The 17,218-nt window shown below is 63.8% G+C and carries 12 protein-coding genes; 6 read left to right on the forward strand and 6 right to left on the reverse strand.

Annotated features, from left to right (window positions below; all coding sequences use genetic code 11):
• Positions 1 to 81: 81 nt before the first annotated feature.
• From JS541_RS05435 to guaA, 4 genes are all read right to left on the reverse strand, one after another.
• Complete coding sequence (locus JS541_RS05435) at positions 82 to 1,311, reverse strand: acetate kinase (RefSeq protein WP_214373466.1); 1,230 nt, start codon at positions 1,309 to 1,311, stop codon at positions 82 to 84.
• A gap of 94 nt (positions 1,312 to 1,405) precedes the next feature.
• Positions 1,406 to 3,079, reverse strand: a complete 1,674-nt coding sequence (gene pta, locus JS541_RS05440) for a phosphate acetyltransferase (protein ID WP_214373467.1) — start codon at positions 3,077 to 3,079, stop codon at positions 1,406 to 1,408.
• 154 nt (positions 3,080 to 3,233) lie between these two features.
• Positions 3,234 to 4,715 carry a DUF1846 domain-containing protein gene (locus JS541_RS05445; protein ID WP_214373468.1) on the reverse strand — a complete coding sequence of 494 codons (1,482 nt, stop codon included), beginning with the start codon at positions 4,713 to 4,715 and terminating at the stop codon, positions 3,234 to 3,236.
• Positions 4,716 to 4,970: 255 nt separating this feature from the next.
• Entirely contained in the window at positions 4,971 to 6,533 is a 1,563-nt protein-coding gene (gene guaA, locus JS541_RS05450; protein WP_214373469.1) for a glutamine-hydrolyzing GMP synthase, read from the reverse strand.
• A 453-nt stretch (positions 6,534 to 6,986) separates the two neighbouring features.
• On the opposite strand from guaA, the gene JS541_RS05455 reads away from it, so the two are divergent.
• The 3 genes from JS541_RS05455 to JS541_RS05465 all read left to right on the forward strand — a co-directional run bounded on the left by JS541_RS05455 (position 6,987) and on the right by JS541_RS05465 (position 11,373).
• Positions 6,987 to 9,464 carry a phosphoketolase gene (locus JS541_RS05455; protein ID WP_163230528.1) on the forward strand — a complete coding sequence of 826 codons (2,478 nt, stop codon included), beginning with the start codon at positions 6,987 to 6,989 and terminating at the stop codon, positions 9,462 to 9,464.
• Positions 9,465 to 9,659: 195 nt separating this feature from the next.
• Positions 9,660 to 10,712 (forward strand): inorganic phosphate transporter, encoded by a 1,053-nt coding sequence (locus tag JS541_RS05460; RefSeq protein WP_214373470.1) that lies wholly within the window; start codon positions 9,660 to 9,662, stop codon positions 10,710 to 10,712.
• 37 nt (positions 10,713 to 10,749) lie between these two features.
• A complete protein-coding gene (locus JS541_RS05465; protein WP_214373471.1) occupies positions 10,750 to 11,373 on the forward strand; it encodes a DUF47 family protein in 624 nt (207 codons plus the stop codon).
• Between the two features lie 98 nt (positions 11,374 to 11,471).
• Here JS541_RS05465 and JS541_RS05470 read toward each other — a convergent pair whose 3' ends face one another.
• A complete protein-coding gene (locus JS541_RS05470) occupies positions 11,472 to 12,116 on the reverse strand; it encodes a response regulator transcription factor (RefSeq protein WP_214373472.1) in 645 nt (214 codons plus the stop codon).
• Position 12,117: 1 nt separating this feature from the next.
• A complete protein-coding gene (locus JS541_RS05475) occupies positions 12,118 to 13,338 on the reverse strand; it encodes a histidine kinase (protein ID WP_214373473.1) in 1,221 nt (406 codons plus the stop codon).
• A gap of 161 nt (positions 13,339 to 13,499) precedes the next feature.
• On the opposite strand from JS541_RS05475, the gene JS541_RS05480 reads away from it, so the two are divergent.
• From JS541_RS05480 to JS541_RS05490, 3 genes are read left to right on the forward strand one after another with little or no spacing between them, the layout of a single operon-like run.
• On the forward strand, positions 13,500 to 14,447 hold the full coding sequence (locus tag JS541_RS05480) for an ABC transporter ATP-binding protein (RefSeq protein WP_240539254.1): 948 nt from the start codon (positions 13,500 to 13,502) through the stop codon (positions 14,445 to 14,447).
• 36 nt (positions 14,448 to 14,483) lie between these two features.
• Complete coding sequence (locus JS541_RS05485; RefSeq protein ID WP_214373475.1) at positions 14,484 to 15,743, forward strand: ABC transporter permease; 1,260 nt, start codon at positions 14,484 to 14,486, stop codon at positions 15,741 to 15,743.
• A complete protein-coding gene (locus JS541_RS05490) occupies positions 15,730 to 17,202 on the forward strand; it encodes an ABC transporter permease (RefSeq protein ID WP_214373476.1) in 1,473 nt (490 codons plus the stop codon). Before JS541_RS05485 ends, JS541_RS05490 begins: the two co-directional genes overlap by 14 nt.
• Positions 17,203 to 17,218 lie beyond the last annotated feature (16 nt).

Raw genomic sequence — 17,218 nt, forward strand, 5'->3', positions numbered from 1 at the left:
GAAGAAAGCCCCAACGGTGAAGACCGTCGGGGCTTTCTTCGCATCAGCCGATCAGCATCTCAGCAGACCGGTCTGAATGGCTCACTTGGCGAACTTGTTGCCGTAGGTGTCCTCGCCGGCTTCCGCGATGGCGGCGGACTTGCGGGCGATGGCCAGCTCCTCGTTGGTCGGGATCACGGCGATGACTGCGGACGAATCCGGGGTGGAGATGACGCGCGGCTCCTTGGAACGCTTCGCGTTCTTCTCCTCGTCGAGCTTGACGCCGAACGGGGCGAGCTTGTCGCACACCATCTTGCGCACGATGTCGTCGTTCTCGCCGACGCCGGCGGTGAAGGTGATCACGTCCACGCCACCCATCTGAGCGGTGTAGTTGCCGATGTAGCCGACGATGCGGTGCACGTACACGTCGAGCGCCAGCTTGGCGTCCTCATTGCCCTCGGCCACCAGACGGTGCACCTCGCGCAGATCGCCGAAGCCGGTCATGCCCATCATGCCGGAACGCTTGTTGAACAGGGCATCCAGCTCGTCCACGTTCATGTGGGCGTTGCGGATGAGGTGGAAGACAACGGCCGGGTCGATGTCGCCGGTGCGGCCACCCATGACGAGGCCCTCGAGCGGGGTCAGGCCCATCGAGGTCTCGACCGGCTTGCCAGAGATCTCGGCGGAGGCGGAGGCGCCGTTGCCGATGTGCAGGACGATCTGCTTGAGGCCCTCGGCCGGCTTGCCGATGACTTCCGGCACCACGGAGGAGATGAACTCGTGGGAGGTGCCGTGGGCGCCGTAACGGCGGATGTGGTACTGGTCGGCGATCTCCTTGTTCAGCGCGTAGGTGCTGGACGCCTTCGGCAGCTGGAAGAAGAAGGAGGAGTCGAACACGAAGATCTGCGGCACGTCCGGCAGCAGCGCGCGCATGACCTCGGCGCCCTTGGCCTCCGGGCCGTTGTGCAGCGGGGCGAGCACGGCCAGATCCTTGACCTGGTTGATGGTCTTGTCATTGACCAGAGCCGGCTTCGGGAAGAGGGAGCCGCCCTGGACCACGCGGTGGCCGACGGCGACGATGTTCGCGTCGGCGAGCTTCGGGCCGTACTCCTCGAAGAAGCCGAGCACGCGCTTCAAGCCCTGCTCGTGGTCGTGGATCGGCTCCTCGAGCTCGTGCTTCTCGCCGTTGTACTCGTGCTTGTAGTGGCCGTCGATCGGTTCGCCGATCTTCTCGACGAGGCCGGACGCGAGGCCTTCGCCGGACTCGAGATCAACCAGCTGGTACTTGATCGAGCTGGAACCGGAATTGATGACAAGGACGGTTTTCGCCATTGTGGGCATCCTCCATATTGTTTGCCGTGCCGCGAAAACGCGGCTTTCCAAATCTTCAGATTACTCGTTGCTTGCTACAAACGACGTGGCAGCATCACTGTTGGGCTTCGATGGCGGTGAGGGCGATCGTGTTGATGATGTCCTGCACGAGCGCGCCGCGCGACAGGTCGTTGACCGGCTTGTTGAGGCCCTGCAGCACCGGGCCGATGGCGAGCGCCCCGGAGGAGCGCTGCACGGCCTTGTATCCGATGTTGCCGGCGCACAGGTCGGGGAACACGAACACGTTCACGTGGCCGGCGACGTCGTTGCCCTTGGCCTTGGTGGCGGCCACGGTCGGCGACCATGCGGCGTCGAACTGGATGGAGCCGACGACCGGCAGATCCGGCGCCTTCTCCTTGACGATGCGGGTGGCCTCCTCGACGACGTCAACGTCCGGTCCCTTGCCTGATCCGAGCGTGGAGTAGGAGAGCATGCCGACCTTCGGCTCGATGCCGAACGCCTTCGCGGTCTCGGCGGACTGGATGGCGATGTCGGCCAGCTGTTCGGCGGTCGGGTTCAAGTTGATCGCACAGTCGGCGAAGACGGCCACATGGTCCTTGAAGCACATGAGGAACGAGCCGGAGACGAGCGACTGGCCGGGCTTGGTCTTGATGACCTGCAGGGCCGGACGCACGGTGTTCGCGGTCGAATTGACCGAACCGGAGACGAGGCCGTCCGCGTAGCCGAGCACGACGAGCATCGTGCCGAAGTAGCTCGCGTCCTTGAGCTGCTGGCGCGCCTGATCCTCGGTCATGCCCTTCTTGGCGCGCAGCTCGCACAGCTTGGCGACCATCGGCTTGACGATGTTCTCGTCGTTCATCGACTGGAAGCGCGCCTTGTCGAGCGAATGCAGCCCGAGCTCGGCCCCGCGGGCGAGAATCGCGTCGCGTTCGCCCACGATGATGAGGTTCGCGACCTCGCGTTCGAGCAGGTAGTCGGCCGCCTTGAGGATGCGGTCCTCCTCGCCCTCGGGCAGCACGATCGTCTTCTTGTTGACTTTCGCGCGGCCGAGCAGGCTGTGCTGGAACGCGTACGAGGTGACGGGGAAATCGATGTCGACGTCGAGCGCTTTGAGCACCTCTTCGGTCGGCACGTTGTCCTGGAACGCCTTGAGCGCGGCGTCCGCCTGCGATGCCTCGGTGAACGGGGTCTGCGGGATGGTCCACACGGGCAGGCCGAACTCGGCGAGCGTGTTCTTGACGAACACCGAATGGCGCGGGTCGCAACCGGTCACGAAGATGCCGAGCACCTTGTTGCCGGCTGCCTCCATGCCTTCGATCGACAGCTGCACGGTCTCGCGCAGCTCATCGGGCCAGCGGTCGATCGTGCATACGGCGAGGAAGACGCCGGCCTGCAGGTCGGCGGCGATGTTCGCGTTGAACTCGTAGGCGGTCGGATCGTTGACGTGCGATTTGTCGGTGCCGACGATCAGCGCCGCGTCGGCGCGCGAGACGCTCATCGCATCGTCGAACGCCGCGACGATGTCGCCGCGCGACGCCTCCTTGTCGCGGCGCACCTTGTGGATGTCGAGTCCGGAGGACAGCGCCACGCCGAGGCCGGCGTTCGATGCGTTCAGCAGGATCGGAGTGAAATGGTCGTGGTTGGACACGGCAGGACGGAACACCGCGGTCTTGTACTTGGTGGTCAACGCCTTGAGCACGCCGTATGCGACGACGTTGCGGCCGTTGGCCCCTTCGGGAGAGGCGATGTAGATGTTGGTGACTGCCACAGTGAAACTCCTTGCTTGGGAATGATGCTGCCGTGTGACCACGCTGTTCACACTTACCGTTCATTCTAGTACTCGGTCACCGCGGATACGGTTTGCCCCGCAATGTGACCTGCGTCACACTTGCGGGGCAAAGCTCCGTCGTCAGAGCACGTGATTACTTGTGGTAGAGGCTTACGCGCTCGTACTTCGGCTCGCAGCACACGTTGATGCCGAGCTTGCGGTACAGCGCCTCGTCGGTCGGGGAGAGGATGACCGAGAAGAACGCGTCGCAGCCGCGCAGCTGTTCCAGTCCGGCGATCACCTTCGCGGCGAGCGGGCTGACTGAGCTGGTGATCGATAGCGCGATGAGCGTTTCGTCGGAGTGCAGACGGCGGTTCGTGCTGTTGAGGTGCTCGGTCTTGAGCCGGCAGATCGGTTCGATCGTGTTGTCGTCGATCACCGGCAGTTCCGCGTCCACGCCGGTCACGGCCTTGAGCGCGTTCATGAGCAGCGCGCTGGCCGCTCCCATGAGCACGCCGGTCTTGCCGGTGACCACGCGGCCGTCGGGCAGCACCATCGCGCCGGCCGGAGCGCCGGTCAGCTCCTCCTTGCGCAATGCGGCCGCACGCGCCGGCGACAGGTTCTCGTCCACGCCGGCACGCTGCATGATCGAACGCAGCCGTTCGACCTGTTCCTCGCCGGTGCCAGTGCGCCTGAGTTGTTCGGCGGCGGTGAAATAGCGCCGCACGATCTCCATCTTCGCGGCTTCGCGGCACGCGTCATCGTCCGAGATCGCGTAGCCGGCCATGTTCACGCCCATGTCGGTGGGGCTCTGGTACGGGCTTTCGCCCATGATCCGCTCCATCATGGCCTTGAGGACGGGGAACGCCTCGACGTCGCGGTTGTAGTTGACCGTCGTCTTGCCGTATGCCTCGAGATGAAATGGGTCGATGATGTTCGCGTCGTCCAGATCGACGGTCGCCGCCTCGTACGCGATGTTGACCGGATGGTTGAGCGGCAGGTTCCAGATCGGGAACGTCTCGTATTTCGCGTAGCCGGCCGTGATGCCGCGCTGATGCTCGTGGTAGAGCTGCGACAGACAGGTGGCGAGCTTGCCGGAGCCGGGGCCAGGTGCGGTAACGACGACGAGCGGGCGGCTGGTTTCGATGTAGTCGTTGCGGCCGTAGCCTTCCGCCGACACGATGTGTTCGATGTCGTGCGGGTAGCCGGCGATGGGGTAGTGCAGGTGGCAGGTGACGCCGAGCTGGGCGAGACGGCGGCGGTAGACGTCGGCGGCCGGCTGATTCGCGTATTGCGTGAGCACGACCGAGCCGACGTGGAAGCCGCGTGAGTGGAACACGTCGATCAGGCGCAGCACGTCCTCGTCGTAGGTGATGCCGAGATCGCCGCGCATCTTGGCCTTTTCGATGTGGTTGGCGTTGATCGCGATGACGATCTCCACGTCCTGCTTCATGCTGTCGAGCATGCGGAATTTGGTGTCCGGCTGGAATCCGGGCAATACGCGCGAGGCATGGTAGTCGTCGAACAGCTTGCCGCCGAATTCCAGATACAGCTTGCCGCCGAACTGCGCGATGCGCTTTTTGATGTTGTCGGCCTGCAGCGCGATGTATTTGTCGTTGTCGAATCCCTGTCGCATGGGCGTCCATCCTTTTCGAACGTCGTCGTAAACGCAAGGATTATACCGGAAAACCGCTCCGGCCGCGACATACAAAAGCGGGTCGGAACCGTCATGATTCCGACCCGCCTGTTAGTTCCTTCAACCGGCAAGGACCATCTGGTGAAGGATTCCGAAGGAATAATTGAACAACGTGTGCGGCCTCTAGGCGCACCGAGGGAGAGCGTACTCAGTACGCCGACCGAGGAGCAACGACGAGGACGCTCCGTTGTTCAATTATTCCCATTCGATGGTTGCCGGGGGCTTCGAGGTGCAGTCCAGCACGACGCGGTTGATCTGGCGGCATTCGTTGGTGATGCGCGTGGAGATCGTGGCGAGGACGTCGTAGGGCAGGCGCGACCAGTCGGCGGTCATGGCGTCTTCGGAGGAGACGGGACGCAGGACGATGGGGGAACCGTAGGTACGCTCGTCGCCCTGGACGCCGACGGAGTGGACGTCGGCGAGGAGCACGACGGGGCACTGCCAGATGTCGCGGTCGAGACCGGCCTTGGTAAGCTCCTCGCGGGCGATGGCGTCGGCTTCGCGCAGCAGGTCGAGGCGTTCCTTGGTGATTTCGCCGATGATGCGGATGCCGAGGCCCGGGCCGGGGAACGGCTGGCGCCAGACGATCTCGTCGGGCAGACCGAGCTCGGTGCCGATGGCGCGCACCTCGTCCTTGAACAGGGTGCGCAGCGGTTCGACGAGCTGGAACTTGAGATCCTTGGGGAGTCCTCCGACGTTGTGGTGGCTCTTGATGTTGGCCGCGCCGTCGCCGCCGCCGGATTCGACGACGTCCGGATACAGCGTGCCCTGCACGAGGAACTTGACTTCCTTGCCGCGTGCGCCAGCCTCTTCGAGGACCTGGCGCTGGGCCTTTTCGAAGGTGCGGATGAACTTCTCGCCGATGATCTTGCGCTTCTTCTCCGGTTCGGAGACGCCCTTCAAGGCGGTGAGGAAGTCGTCGGCCGCGTCGACGGTGATCAGGCGGATGCCGGTGGCGGCGACGAAGTCGTGCTTGACCTGCTCGACTTCGCCCTTCCTGAGCAGGCCGTGGTCGACGAACACACAGGTGAGCTGGTCGCCGACGGCCTTGTGCACGAGGGCCGCGGCGACGGCGGAGTCGACGCCGCCGGACAGGCCGCAGATCACTTCGGCGTCGCCGACCTGTTCGCGGATCTTCTTGACCTGGTCTTCGATGATGCTGGAGGCGTCCCAGTCGTTGGGCAGGCCGGCGCACTGGTGCAGGAAGGTTTCGATGAGCTGCTGGCCCATCGGGGTGTGCTTGACCTCGGGGTGCCACTGCACGCCGTAGAGCTTGCGGGATTCGTCCTGCATGGCGGCGACGGGAGCGCCTTCGGTGTGGGCGAGGACCTCGAAGCCGGCCGGCGCGGTCTTGACGGCGACGCCGTGGCTCATCCACGTGTTCTGTTCGGCCGGGGAACCGGCGAGGATGCCGTCCGCGTGGTCGATCGTGGTTTCGGTCTTGCCGTATTCGCCGAGCGCGGCCTTGTCGACGTCGGCGCCGAGCGCGTAGGCCATCGCCTGGAAGCCGTAGCAGATGCCGAGCACGGGGACGCCGGCGTCGAACAGCTTCGTGTCGACGCGCGGGGCGCCCGGCTCGAAGACGGAGGCCGGGCCGCCGGACAGGATGATGGCCTTGGGATCCTTGGCGAGGATCTCGTCCGCGGGCATGGAATGGGGCACGAGTTCGGAGTACACGCCGGCCTCGCGCACGCGGCGCGCGATGAGCTGGGCGTACTGGGCTCCGAAGTCGACGACGAGCACAGGACCTGTTGCCATAATTCTCCCTTATATAACGAGATGACTGACGGACGGATAACAGATCCATTGTGGCGGCGCAAGGCGACATTGGGCCGTATCGCCACGCTGGTCAAGTAGATGACCGCAATGTGACATCGCGTTATGTTCAGTTGAACAACACGCGCGTGTCTATCGGGAGAAACGAACGCGGCGAAACGGTTCGAGATGCCGGTTTTACGCGAAATGGAGCCGTTTTTGGGTTACGATAGAGTGAACTGCGTGTTCACAAAACGACCATGAAAAGCAAACAAAAGAGAAAATTTCCATAACAATTACGAACACACATGCAAAAAAACGGCCAAAAGTCGGGCTTCGATCGTATGATGCCAAGTGATTGGGATTGAGCACGGCTAAATCGCAAGGTTCGGCACGGCCCATGACCTACCGATAACAATCAATCGCACAACACAGTGCAGGAGTACAGGAGTACATATGACGAGTCCTGTTATTGGCACCCCTTGGAAGAAGCTCAACGCTCCGGTTTCCGAGGAAGCCCTCGAAGGCGTTGACAAGTACTGGCGCGCCGCCAACTACCTTTCCATCGGCCAGATCTATCTGCGTTCCAACCCGCTGATGAAGGCGCCGTTCACCCGTGAAGACGTCAAGCACCGTCTGGTTGGCCACTGGGGCACCACTCCGGGCCTGAACTTCCTCATCGGCCACATCAACCGCTTCATCGCCGACCACGGCCAGAACACCGTGATCATCATGGGCCCGGGCCACGGCGGCCCGGCCGGTACCTCCCAGTCCTACCTGGACGGCACCTACACCGAGACCTTCCCGAAGATCACCAAGGACGAGGCTGGTCTGCAGAAGTTCTTCCGTCAGTTCTCCTACCCGGGCGGCATCCCGTCCCACTTCGCTCCGGAGACCCCGGGCTCCATCCACGAGGGTGGCGAGCTGGGTTACGCTCTGTCCCACGCTTACGGCGCCATCATGGACAACCCGTCCCTGTTCGTGCCGGCCATCGTCGGCGACGGTGAGGCCGAGACCGGCCCGCTGGCCACCGGTTGGCAGTCCAACAAGCTCGTGAACCCGCGCACCGACGGTATCGTGCTGCCGATCCTGCACCTCAACGGCTACAAGATCGCCAACCCGACCATCCTGTCGCGTATCTCCGACGAAGAGCTCCACGAGTTCTTCCACGGCATGGGCTACGAGCCGTACGAGTTCGTCGCCGGCTTCGACGATGAGGACCACATGTCCATCCATCGCCGCTTCGCCGAGCTGTGGGAGACCATCTGGGACGAGATCTGCGACATCAAGGCGACCGCCCAGACCGACAATGTGCATCGTCCGTTCTACCCGATGCTCATCTTCCGCACCCCGAAGGGCTGGACCTGCCCGAAGTACATCGACGGCAAGAAGACCGAGGGCTCCTGGCGTTCGCACCAGGTGCCGCTGGCTTCCGCCCGCGATACCGAGGCTCACTTCGAGGTCCTCAAGAACTGGCTCGAGTCCTACAAGCCGGAGGAGCTGTTCGACGAGAACGGCGCCGTGAAGGAAGACGTCACCGCCTTCATGCCGAAGGGCGAGCTGCGTATCGGTGCCAACCCGAACGCCAACGGCGGCGTGATCCGCAAGGATCTGGATCTGCCGAACCTCGAGGACTACGAGGTCAAGGAAGTCAAGAAGTACGGCCACGGCTGGGGCCAGCTCGAGGCCACCCGTACCCTCGGCGCCTACACCCGCGACATCATCGCCCGCAACATGCACGACTTCCGTATCTTCGGACCGGATGAGACCGCTTCCAACCGTCTGCAGGCCTCCTACGAGGTCACCAACAAGCAGTGGGATGCCGGCTACATCTCCGACGAGGTCGACGAGCACATGCACGTCTCCGGCCAGGTTGTCGAGCAGCTGTCCGAGCACCAGATGGAAGGCTTCCTCGAGGCCTACCTGCTCACCGGCCGTCACGGCATCTGGAGCTCCTACGAGTCCTTCGTGCACGTGATCGACTCCATGCTCAACCAGCACGCCAAGTGGCTTGAGGCTACCGTCCGCGAGATCCCGTGGCGCAAGCCGATCGCCTCCATGAACCTGCTGGTCTCCTCGCACGTGTGGCGTCAGGATCACAACGGCTTCTCGCACCAGGACCCGGGCGTCACCTCCGTCCTGCTGAACAAGTGCTTCCACAACGACCACGTCATCGGCATCTACTTCGCGACCGACGCGAACATGCTGCTGGCCATCGCCGAGAAGTGCTACAAGTCCACCAACAAGATCAACGCCATCATCGCCGGCAAGCAGCCGGCCGCCACCTGGCTGACCCTCGACGAGGCTCGCGCCGAGCTCGAGAAGGGTGCCGCCGCTTGGGATTGGGCTTCCACCGCGAAGACCAACGATGAGGCCGAGGTCGTGCTTGCCGCCGCCGGCGATGTCCCGACTCAGGAGATCATGGCCGCCTCCGACAAGCTGAAGGAACTGGGCATCAAGTTCAAGGTCGTCAACGTGGCTGATCTGCTCTCCCTGCAGTCCGCCAAGGAGAACGACGAGGCCCTGACCGACGAGGAGTTCGCCGACATCTTCACCGCCGACAAGCCGGTGCTGTTCGCGTACCACTCCTACGCTCACGACGTGCGCGGCCTGATCTACGATCGTCCGAACCACGACAACTTCAATGTCCACGGCTACGAGGAGGAAGGCTCCACCACCACGCCGTACGACATGGTTCGCGTGAACCGCATCGATCGTTACGAGCTGACCGCTGAGGCCCTGCGCATGATCGACGCCGACAAGTACGCCGACAAGATCGCCGAGCTCGAGGCCTTCCGTCAGGAAGCCTTCCAGTTCGCGGTCGACAACGGCTACGATCACCCGGACTACACCGACTGGGTGTACTCCGGCCTGAACACCGAGGAGAAGGGCGCCATCACCGCCACCGCCGCCACCGCCGGCGACAACGAGTGACGATAGCCTGATCGCTAGGTCATAAGGGAGCAACGCTCCCCGAGGGAAACCTCGGGGAGCGTTTTTATATTTCATGGCCCTGTTGAGGAAGTAACAAGGAACAACACGACACGAATGATGTGACTACGTAGCCACGTATCGTATACAATCGGACTGTTCGATTCCCGCCCCTCGAAGAAGAAGGACCGATTCCCCGTGGATGTGTCCCTGTCGTATTTCGTCCAACAGGTGCTTTCCAACCCTGCACTGGCCGTGACAACGTTGCTAACGCTCGGCGTCATCTTCGTCAACGGATGGACCGATGCTCCCAACGCCATCGCGACCTGCGTGACCACCCGGTGTATGCGTGTGCGCTCGGCCGTCATCATGGCCGCCGTGCTCAACTTCCTCGGCGTGTTCCTCATGACGCAGCTCAACGCATCGGTCGCATCCACCATCTCCAACATGGTCGACTTCGGCGGCGACACGCACGCCGCGCTCATCGCGTTATGCGCGGCGCTGTTCTCCATCGTCATCTACAGCGTCGGCGCATCCATGCTCGGCATCCCCACGTCGGAAAGCCACAGCCTCATCGCCGGCCTGTCCGGTGCGGCTATCGCCATCCAGGGCGGCATGGGTGGCATCAACATGGGCGAATGGGTCAAGGTGCTCTACGGCCTCGTGGCCAGCCTCGTCATCGGCTTCGGCATGGGATGGATCGTATGCAAGGCCGTCACCCTGATCTGCGCCGGACTCGACCGCCGCCGCACCAACGGGTTCTTCACCTACGCGCAGATCGTCGGCGCGGCCGCGATGAGCTTCATGCATGGCGCGCAGGACGGTCAGAAGTTCATTGGCGTGCTCTTCCTCGGCATGGCGTTCTGCAACGGCCAGCCGAGCGTGGCCGGAGTGGTGATCCCCGTATGGCTCATGATCCTGTGCAGCACCATCATGGGCGTCGGCACATCGGTCGGTGGCGAGAAGATCATCAAATCCGTCGGGCAGGACATGGTCCGTCTCGAAAAGTACCAGGGCTTTTCCGCCGACCTGTCGAGCGCGCTGTGCCTGCTGCTCATGACCGTGCTCGGCATTCCCGTCTCCACCACGCACACCAAGACCAGCGCCATCATGGGCGTCGGCGCGGTCCGCCGCCTGTCGGCCATCAACTTCGGCGTGGTGCGCGACATGATGCTCACCTGGGTGTTCACGTTCCCCGGCTGCGGCATTATCAGCTTCGTCATGGCCAAACTGTTCATGTTCGTGTTCTAGACCGCCGTTATCTGAGTAGGTTCAGGAGGAAACCCCAATGGCAAGGAAAAACGACTCGTTCTATTTCGACGGCTTCAAGCAGAGCGCCGACTACGCCTGTCAGGCCGCGCATCTGCTGAGCGACGTCATGCACACGTTCGACCCGACGCAGCTGCGGACACGTATGGATGACATGCACCGCATCGAGCAGGCCGCCGACGAGGTGCGCCACCGGATGCTCGACGAACTGGTGACCGCATTCATCACGCCGTTCGACCGCGAGGACATCGCCGAACTGAGCCACATCCTCGACAACGTCACCGACAGCATCGAAGGCGTGCTCGACCGCATGTACTACGACAACGTGACCGTGATGCGCGAGGACGCGCTCGAGCTGGCCGACATGGTCGTGCGCGCCTGCGAGCGGATCGCGGAGCTTGTCGCTCAGCTGCCGCAGTTCAAGCGTTCCAAGACGCTGCGCGAACTTGTGTTCGACATCAACACCATCGAAACCGACGCCGATCATGTGTTCATCGAGGCGATGCGCATCTTGCACACCACCTGCGATGATCCGATGCAGGTGTACGCGTGGCATGACGTGTATCGTCACCTCGAACAGTGCGCCGACGACTGCGAGCACGTGGCCGACGCCATCGACAGCATCGTCATGAAGAATAGCTGACGGTGGCCTCTCCGGCCGGCCGAGGGCTTCGAAAAATTGCTTGACTCGGCTTTGCCTCGCTCGAAATGACAGGGCTGCGTCACAAACCGAGGAGACGATCAGCGGTGGGCGTTGATCCACATGATCGCAAGCTGCGTGCGGTTCGTCAGTCCCAGCTTGTCAAGGATGCCGCTGATGCGGTTGCGCACCGTGCCCTCGCTCAGGAACAGTCTGGCGGCGATGTCACGGTTGTCGAGTCCCTCGGCGACCAGCGCGACGATGTCGAGATCGCGGTCGGGCAGCATGGAGAACGCCTCACGGTCGGCCGCATGATCGGCCTGGGCAGGGGATTCCGATTCGGACAGTTTGCCGAGCACTTCGGCGCCGAGCACGATCTGCCCGGCCATCACCGCCTGCAACGCCGGTCCGACCGACGCGACATCCTGCTTGATGAGATAGCCGCGCGCGCCCAACGCCACCGCCTGCGTGATATACGACTTGTCCGCGAACGTGGTCAGGAACAGGATCTTCGCGGCCGGGTCCTTCGCGAGAATCTCCCGGGCCGCCGTCAGCCCGTCCTTGCCGGGCATCTGCACGTCGATGAGCAGCACGTCCGGCCGGCTCGACGGCGAGCGGAAATACTCCGTCACCGCAGCATCGCCGTCGTTCGCCGTCCACAGTACATCCGACACATGCGTCGCCGTCAGGATCGTCGCCAATGACTGGCATACGATCGGATCGTCGTCCACAATCGCCGTTTTCATGTCAGCTCCTTGATGCGCTTCCGTCAACGATCCCGTCATGTTTGCCGTCAGCATCATGGTACGTCCAGCGCCGTTTGGGAATCGTGACGAACACACGCCACCCGTCATGATACGGGCCGCACGACGCCGTGCCGTCAAGCGCACGCACACGGGCGTCGATATCGGCCAGCCCCATGCCGCGCATCGCCTCGGGGTCGGACTCGGCATGACGGGTGGACTCAGGCTTCGCCGGCCCCGGATCTTCGACGACCAGCTGCCAGATCGCCGGAAAATCACGCAGCGTGACCGTCGCGGATGCCGCGTCGCTGTGCCGCGCCACGTTTGACAGTGACTCGCGGATCACCGCGGCGAAACAGCGTGTCACCGGCGCCGGAGCATCCGTGATTTCGTTCGACAGGGTCGCCGTGAATCCGGCGGACGTCTCGCCGAACGAGTGCGCCGCGTCCGCGATCTGCGCGACGAAATCCGTGCCGTCATCCTCCAGATCATGCACGGAGCGACGCACCATCGTCATCGCCTCATCCAACGTGCCGTGCAATGCGCCGAATCCTTGCGAGGCGACCGCGTCTCCCGTCGCATCGGCCACCGCCTTGCCGGCCTGCGCCTGCATGATCGCGCGGGTGAGCAGATGGCCGACATTGTCATGGATCTCGCGGGCGATGCGCGTACGTTCGCCCAAGGTCGCCATACGCACCGACTGGGCGCGTTCCTCGGCGACATCGGCCATGCGGCGGCGGTTGGCGCGATTGCCGTCACGGGCAAGATCCTGCGTGTGCCGCAACGATCGGCGAAGACGCATCGCCGTCGCACGCGACAAGCCCAGCATCAGGCCGATCACGGTGACCGCCGCGGCCACAAGCAATATCAGATGGTCGGCGACGGCGGTCGTCCGAACCATCGCGACGGCCACCGGCGCCACCGGCAGCAGCCATCTGATCAGCCGGTCCGCACGCGCATCATGCAGCATCGACGGCAGACGCGCCAAGTCGTAGGCGACGGTCGGCATGAACACGCACCAGCCCGGCACGAGCAAGGACGCCGTCATCAAGACGAGCGCCGGCACGGCCGCCATGGCGCCGCGTCGCGCCATCAGCCATTCGGTCAGGCACGACAGGGAGATTGCGGCCAACAGGCCGATCAGCGAGAGCACATTAACGCCGGAGACCGCCGCCATGGCCGTCGAACAGGCCAGAAGCAGCGCTTTTTCCAGCAAGATGAGCATGCCCCCATGGTAGCCGGTTCCCGGGATTCGACGTGAACATCCCGGGAACCGGCATACCCGTGACAAATGTCACGGATGAGCGCCCAAGTCGTGACGGATGACTGTGGTGTCACCGCCGCCGACGCGCGATGATGAAACCACCCCCAAGGAAAGGAGCGGACATGACCGACAACACACCGGCCGTCCACGTCAGCCAACTGGTCAAACGATACGGCGACATGGTCGCGCTCGACTACTTCGACCTCGATGTGAGCCAAGGCGAGATCTTCGGTCTGCTCGGCCCCAACGGCTCCGGCAAGACCACCGCCATCAACTGCATCCTCGCGCTGCTCACCTACGATGCCGGCACCATCCGCGTGTTCGGCCAACCGATGACGCCGACCAGCTACGCGCTCAAACGCCGCATCGGCATCGTCCCGCAGAACGTCGCCGTGTTCAACGAACTGACCGTCGCCGAAAACATCGACTACTTCTGCTCGCTGTACGTGCCCAAGAAAGCCGACCGTGCGCCGCTCGTCGAAGAGGCGATCGACTTCGCCGGACTCAACGAGTTCCGCAAGTTCCGCCCCGGCAAACTCTCCGGCGGCCTCCTGCGCCGACTCAACATCGCCTGCGGCATCGCGCACAAGCCTGACCTGATCTTCTTCGACGAGCCGACCGTGGCCGTCGACCCGCAGAGCCGCAACGCGATCCTCGAAGGCATCCAAAAGCTCAACCAGGCCGGCGCGACCGTAATCTACACCAGCCACTACATGGAGGAGGTCGAACAGATCTGCGACCGCATCCTCATCATGGACCACGGCCGTCACCTCGCGCTCGGCACCGCCGACGAATTGAAGGCCATGATCGACACGGGGGAGCGGATCACCATCGAGACGTTCGACCTGAGCGACGACGCGCTCGCGGCCGTACGCGCGCTCGCCTTCGTGATCGAAGCGACGTACGACGGGCACGAACTGACCGTGCGATGCCGGCGCGGCGACCACAACCTCGTCGACCTGATCGGCGTGCTGCGCGGCGCGGGCGCGAACCTCGGCCATCTGACCAGCCGGCCGCCGACCTTGAACGATGTGTTCCTTGAACTGACCGGCAAGGCGCTGCGGGACTGAATGCCCCGTCACTCAGTCCAAGGAAAGGAGAACGCTATGTGGAGCACCTTCATCGTCACCTTGAAAACGAACCTGCGCGACAAGAGCTCCCTGTTCTGGCTCATCGTGTTCCCGATCGCGCTGTCGACCATGTTCAACGGCGTGTTCGGCGGACTCGACAAGGCCATGAGCATCACCCCGGTGCCCGTCGCCGTCGTCCAGGACACGAACTGGACGAACACGCTCGGCGCGGACACACTGATCGACGCGCTCGCCGGCCAATCCGACGGCGGCAAGACCAGCGGTGACAACGCTGACAAGACGATCGGCGACATCGACATCGGCGTACGGCTGCTGGACGTCACCAACGTCGATTCCGCATCGCAGGCGCGCGACCTGCTGACCCAAGGCAAGACGGACGGCATCATCGCCGCGGACAACGACGGGCGCATCGAACTCACGCTCGGTTCCGACACCGTCGCCACCGCCAACAACGGCACGCAGGACGTGGGACTCGACGTCTCCCTGGCCGCGCTCGACAACGTGATCGACCAATACAACCGCACCAGCGCGACCGTGAAGTCCGCGCTCAAGGACAACCCGACCGCCGCCCTCACGCGCACGTTCTGGAACGGCATCGGTTCGTCCGTGAACGGCACGAAGGAGATCTCGCTCACCAATTTCAAACCCGACGTGATGGCCAGATACTACTACGCGCTCATGGGCATGGCCTGTCTGCTCGCCATGTCGTACATGATCCATACGGTCACCACCGCACAGGCGAACCTCTCCGCGCTCGGCATCCGCCGCACCGTCGCACCGCTCGGCCGCGCCAGACAGCTGCTCGCCGGATTCCTCGCCGGATGGCTGTGCGCATGCGCGTGCCTGCTCGTCGCGCTCGCCTACATCCGCTACGTGTGCGGCATCGAGGTCGGCGGTCGCGAACCATTGGCCGTTCTGGCCGTACTCGTCGCCTCGTTCATGGCCTGCTCGTTCGGCACGATGATCGGCGCGATCCCCAAACTCACGGACGGTGTCAAACAGGGCATATCCACCGCGATCGCATGCGGACTGTCGCTGTTCAGCGGCCTGTACGGCGGATTCGCGATGGACCTGAGCGACATGATCGCACGCAAGACGCCGATCCTCGCCGTCATCAACCCCGCCCAACAGGTGACCGACCTGTTCTACTCGCTCATGTATTACGACAGCACCCAACCGTTCGTCCGCACCTGCACCATCCTGCTCGCGATGAGCGCAGTGTTTCTCGCGGCCGGCGTGATCATGCTCAGGAGGCAACGTTATGAACACCTGTAAGGCCACCGTGCGCGTCCTGCTCGCGCACCGCACGTACATCATCATCTATCTCGTGCTCATGGGCGTCATGATGTTCACGCTCAGCTGGTCGCAGATCACCGCCGCCAACCGGCCTGTGGCCGACACGTACGAGCCGGCCAAGGTCAACGTCGCCGTCGTCGACCGGGATGAGAACCGCGGCGGCATCGCCGACTCCCTGCGCGACTATCTGTCCGAATCCGCCACGCTGGTCGATCTGGACGACGACTCCGAATCGCTGCAGCAGGCCGTCGCCTCGAATTGGACGGATCTCATCGTCATCATCCCCGACGGCTATGCCGACCGGTTCCTCAAGGCCGCACGTTCCGGCGGCGACATGCCGCAAGTCGAGACGGTCACCAGCTACACGTCGGGAGCCGGCACGATCGGCGGCATGAACGTGAGCGGGTTCCTTTCGCTGGTCCGCGTCGCGTTGATCGGCGGGCACGCGCACGTCGATCAGACGGAACTCAAAGCATGGTATGAACGCATGGCGGGCACGATGAACGGCGGGGGAGCGCAGGCCGGTTCGTCCGCAAGCCCGGATGCAGGAACGGCCGGAGACTGGTCGAATCTCACGATCGACCCGTCGACGTTCGACTTCGACACGCTGCCGGAAGGCACGCTGACCGATCTGACGATGAACGATGTGCGCGACGCGGCCGGGAACGCCGCGAAGACCGCGCACGACGCGGACGTCAACCGGCCGGTCGCCGTGGAGAAGACCGAATCGCAGGACGAACGGGACGCCGGTGCGGTCAATCCGGTCGCCTCCGGATTCGGCGACACGATGAAGACCGCGCTCTACCCGCTGTTCCTCACGCTGAGCGTATGCGTGAGCCTTGTGGCCCGCGTGTTCGGCGCCGGCGAACTGCGGCGCAGACTCACGGCATCCCCGGTCGGCGCGTCGATCGGATTGAAGCGCATGGGCGTGCTGTGCGTGTTCGCACTGCTGATCTGCATGGCCTATCTGATCGCCGCGCTGGGACTGACGGCGGCGGCCGGGGCGAATCCGGCCGCGTTGCCAGCAGGCGGCGTGGCCATGGCGTTCGGTTCGGTGTGCATGTTCAGCCTCATGTGCGTGGCCTGCGGATTCATGCTCGGCGAATTCGGGGCTTCCGACACGGCCGCCAACGGGTTCGCCAACGTGTTCGGGCTGCTCATCCTGTTCACGTCGGGCATCGCGTTCCCGGTGAGCATGATGCCCGACGCGATCATCCCGTTCGTCAGGCTGACGCCCGGCTGGTGGTACACGTCATCGATCGATGCGGCGCTCGGCGTCGGCGCGGGCGGTGCGGATGCCGTCGGCTGGATGGGCGGGATCGGCATCATCGCCCTGTACGCGGTGACGTTCGTGTGCATCGGGCTCGCCGTGGGACGTGTGCGCAGGATGCGGCCCACGGATGCGGCCGCCGCGACGACGCAGCTCGCGGAAGCGTAAGACGCATCCCCTGCGG

It is taken from the genome of Bifidobacterium sp. SO1 (genome assembly GCF_018555335.1).
In the GTDB taxonomy this organism is placed as follows: domain Bacteria; phylum Actinomycetota; class Actinomycetes; order Actinomycetales; family Bifidobacteriaceae; genus Bifidobacterium; species Bifidobacterium simiiventris.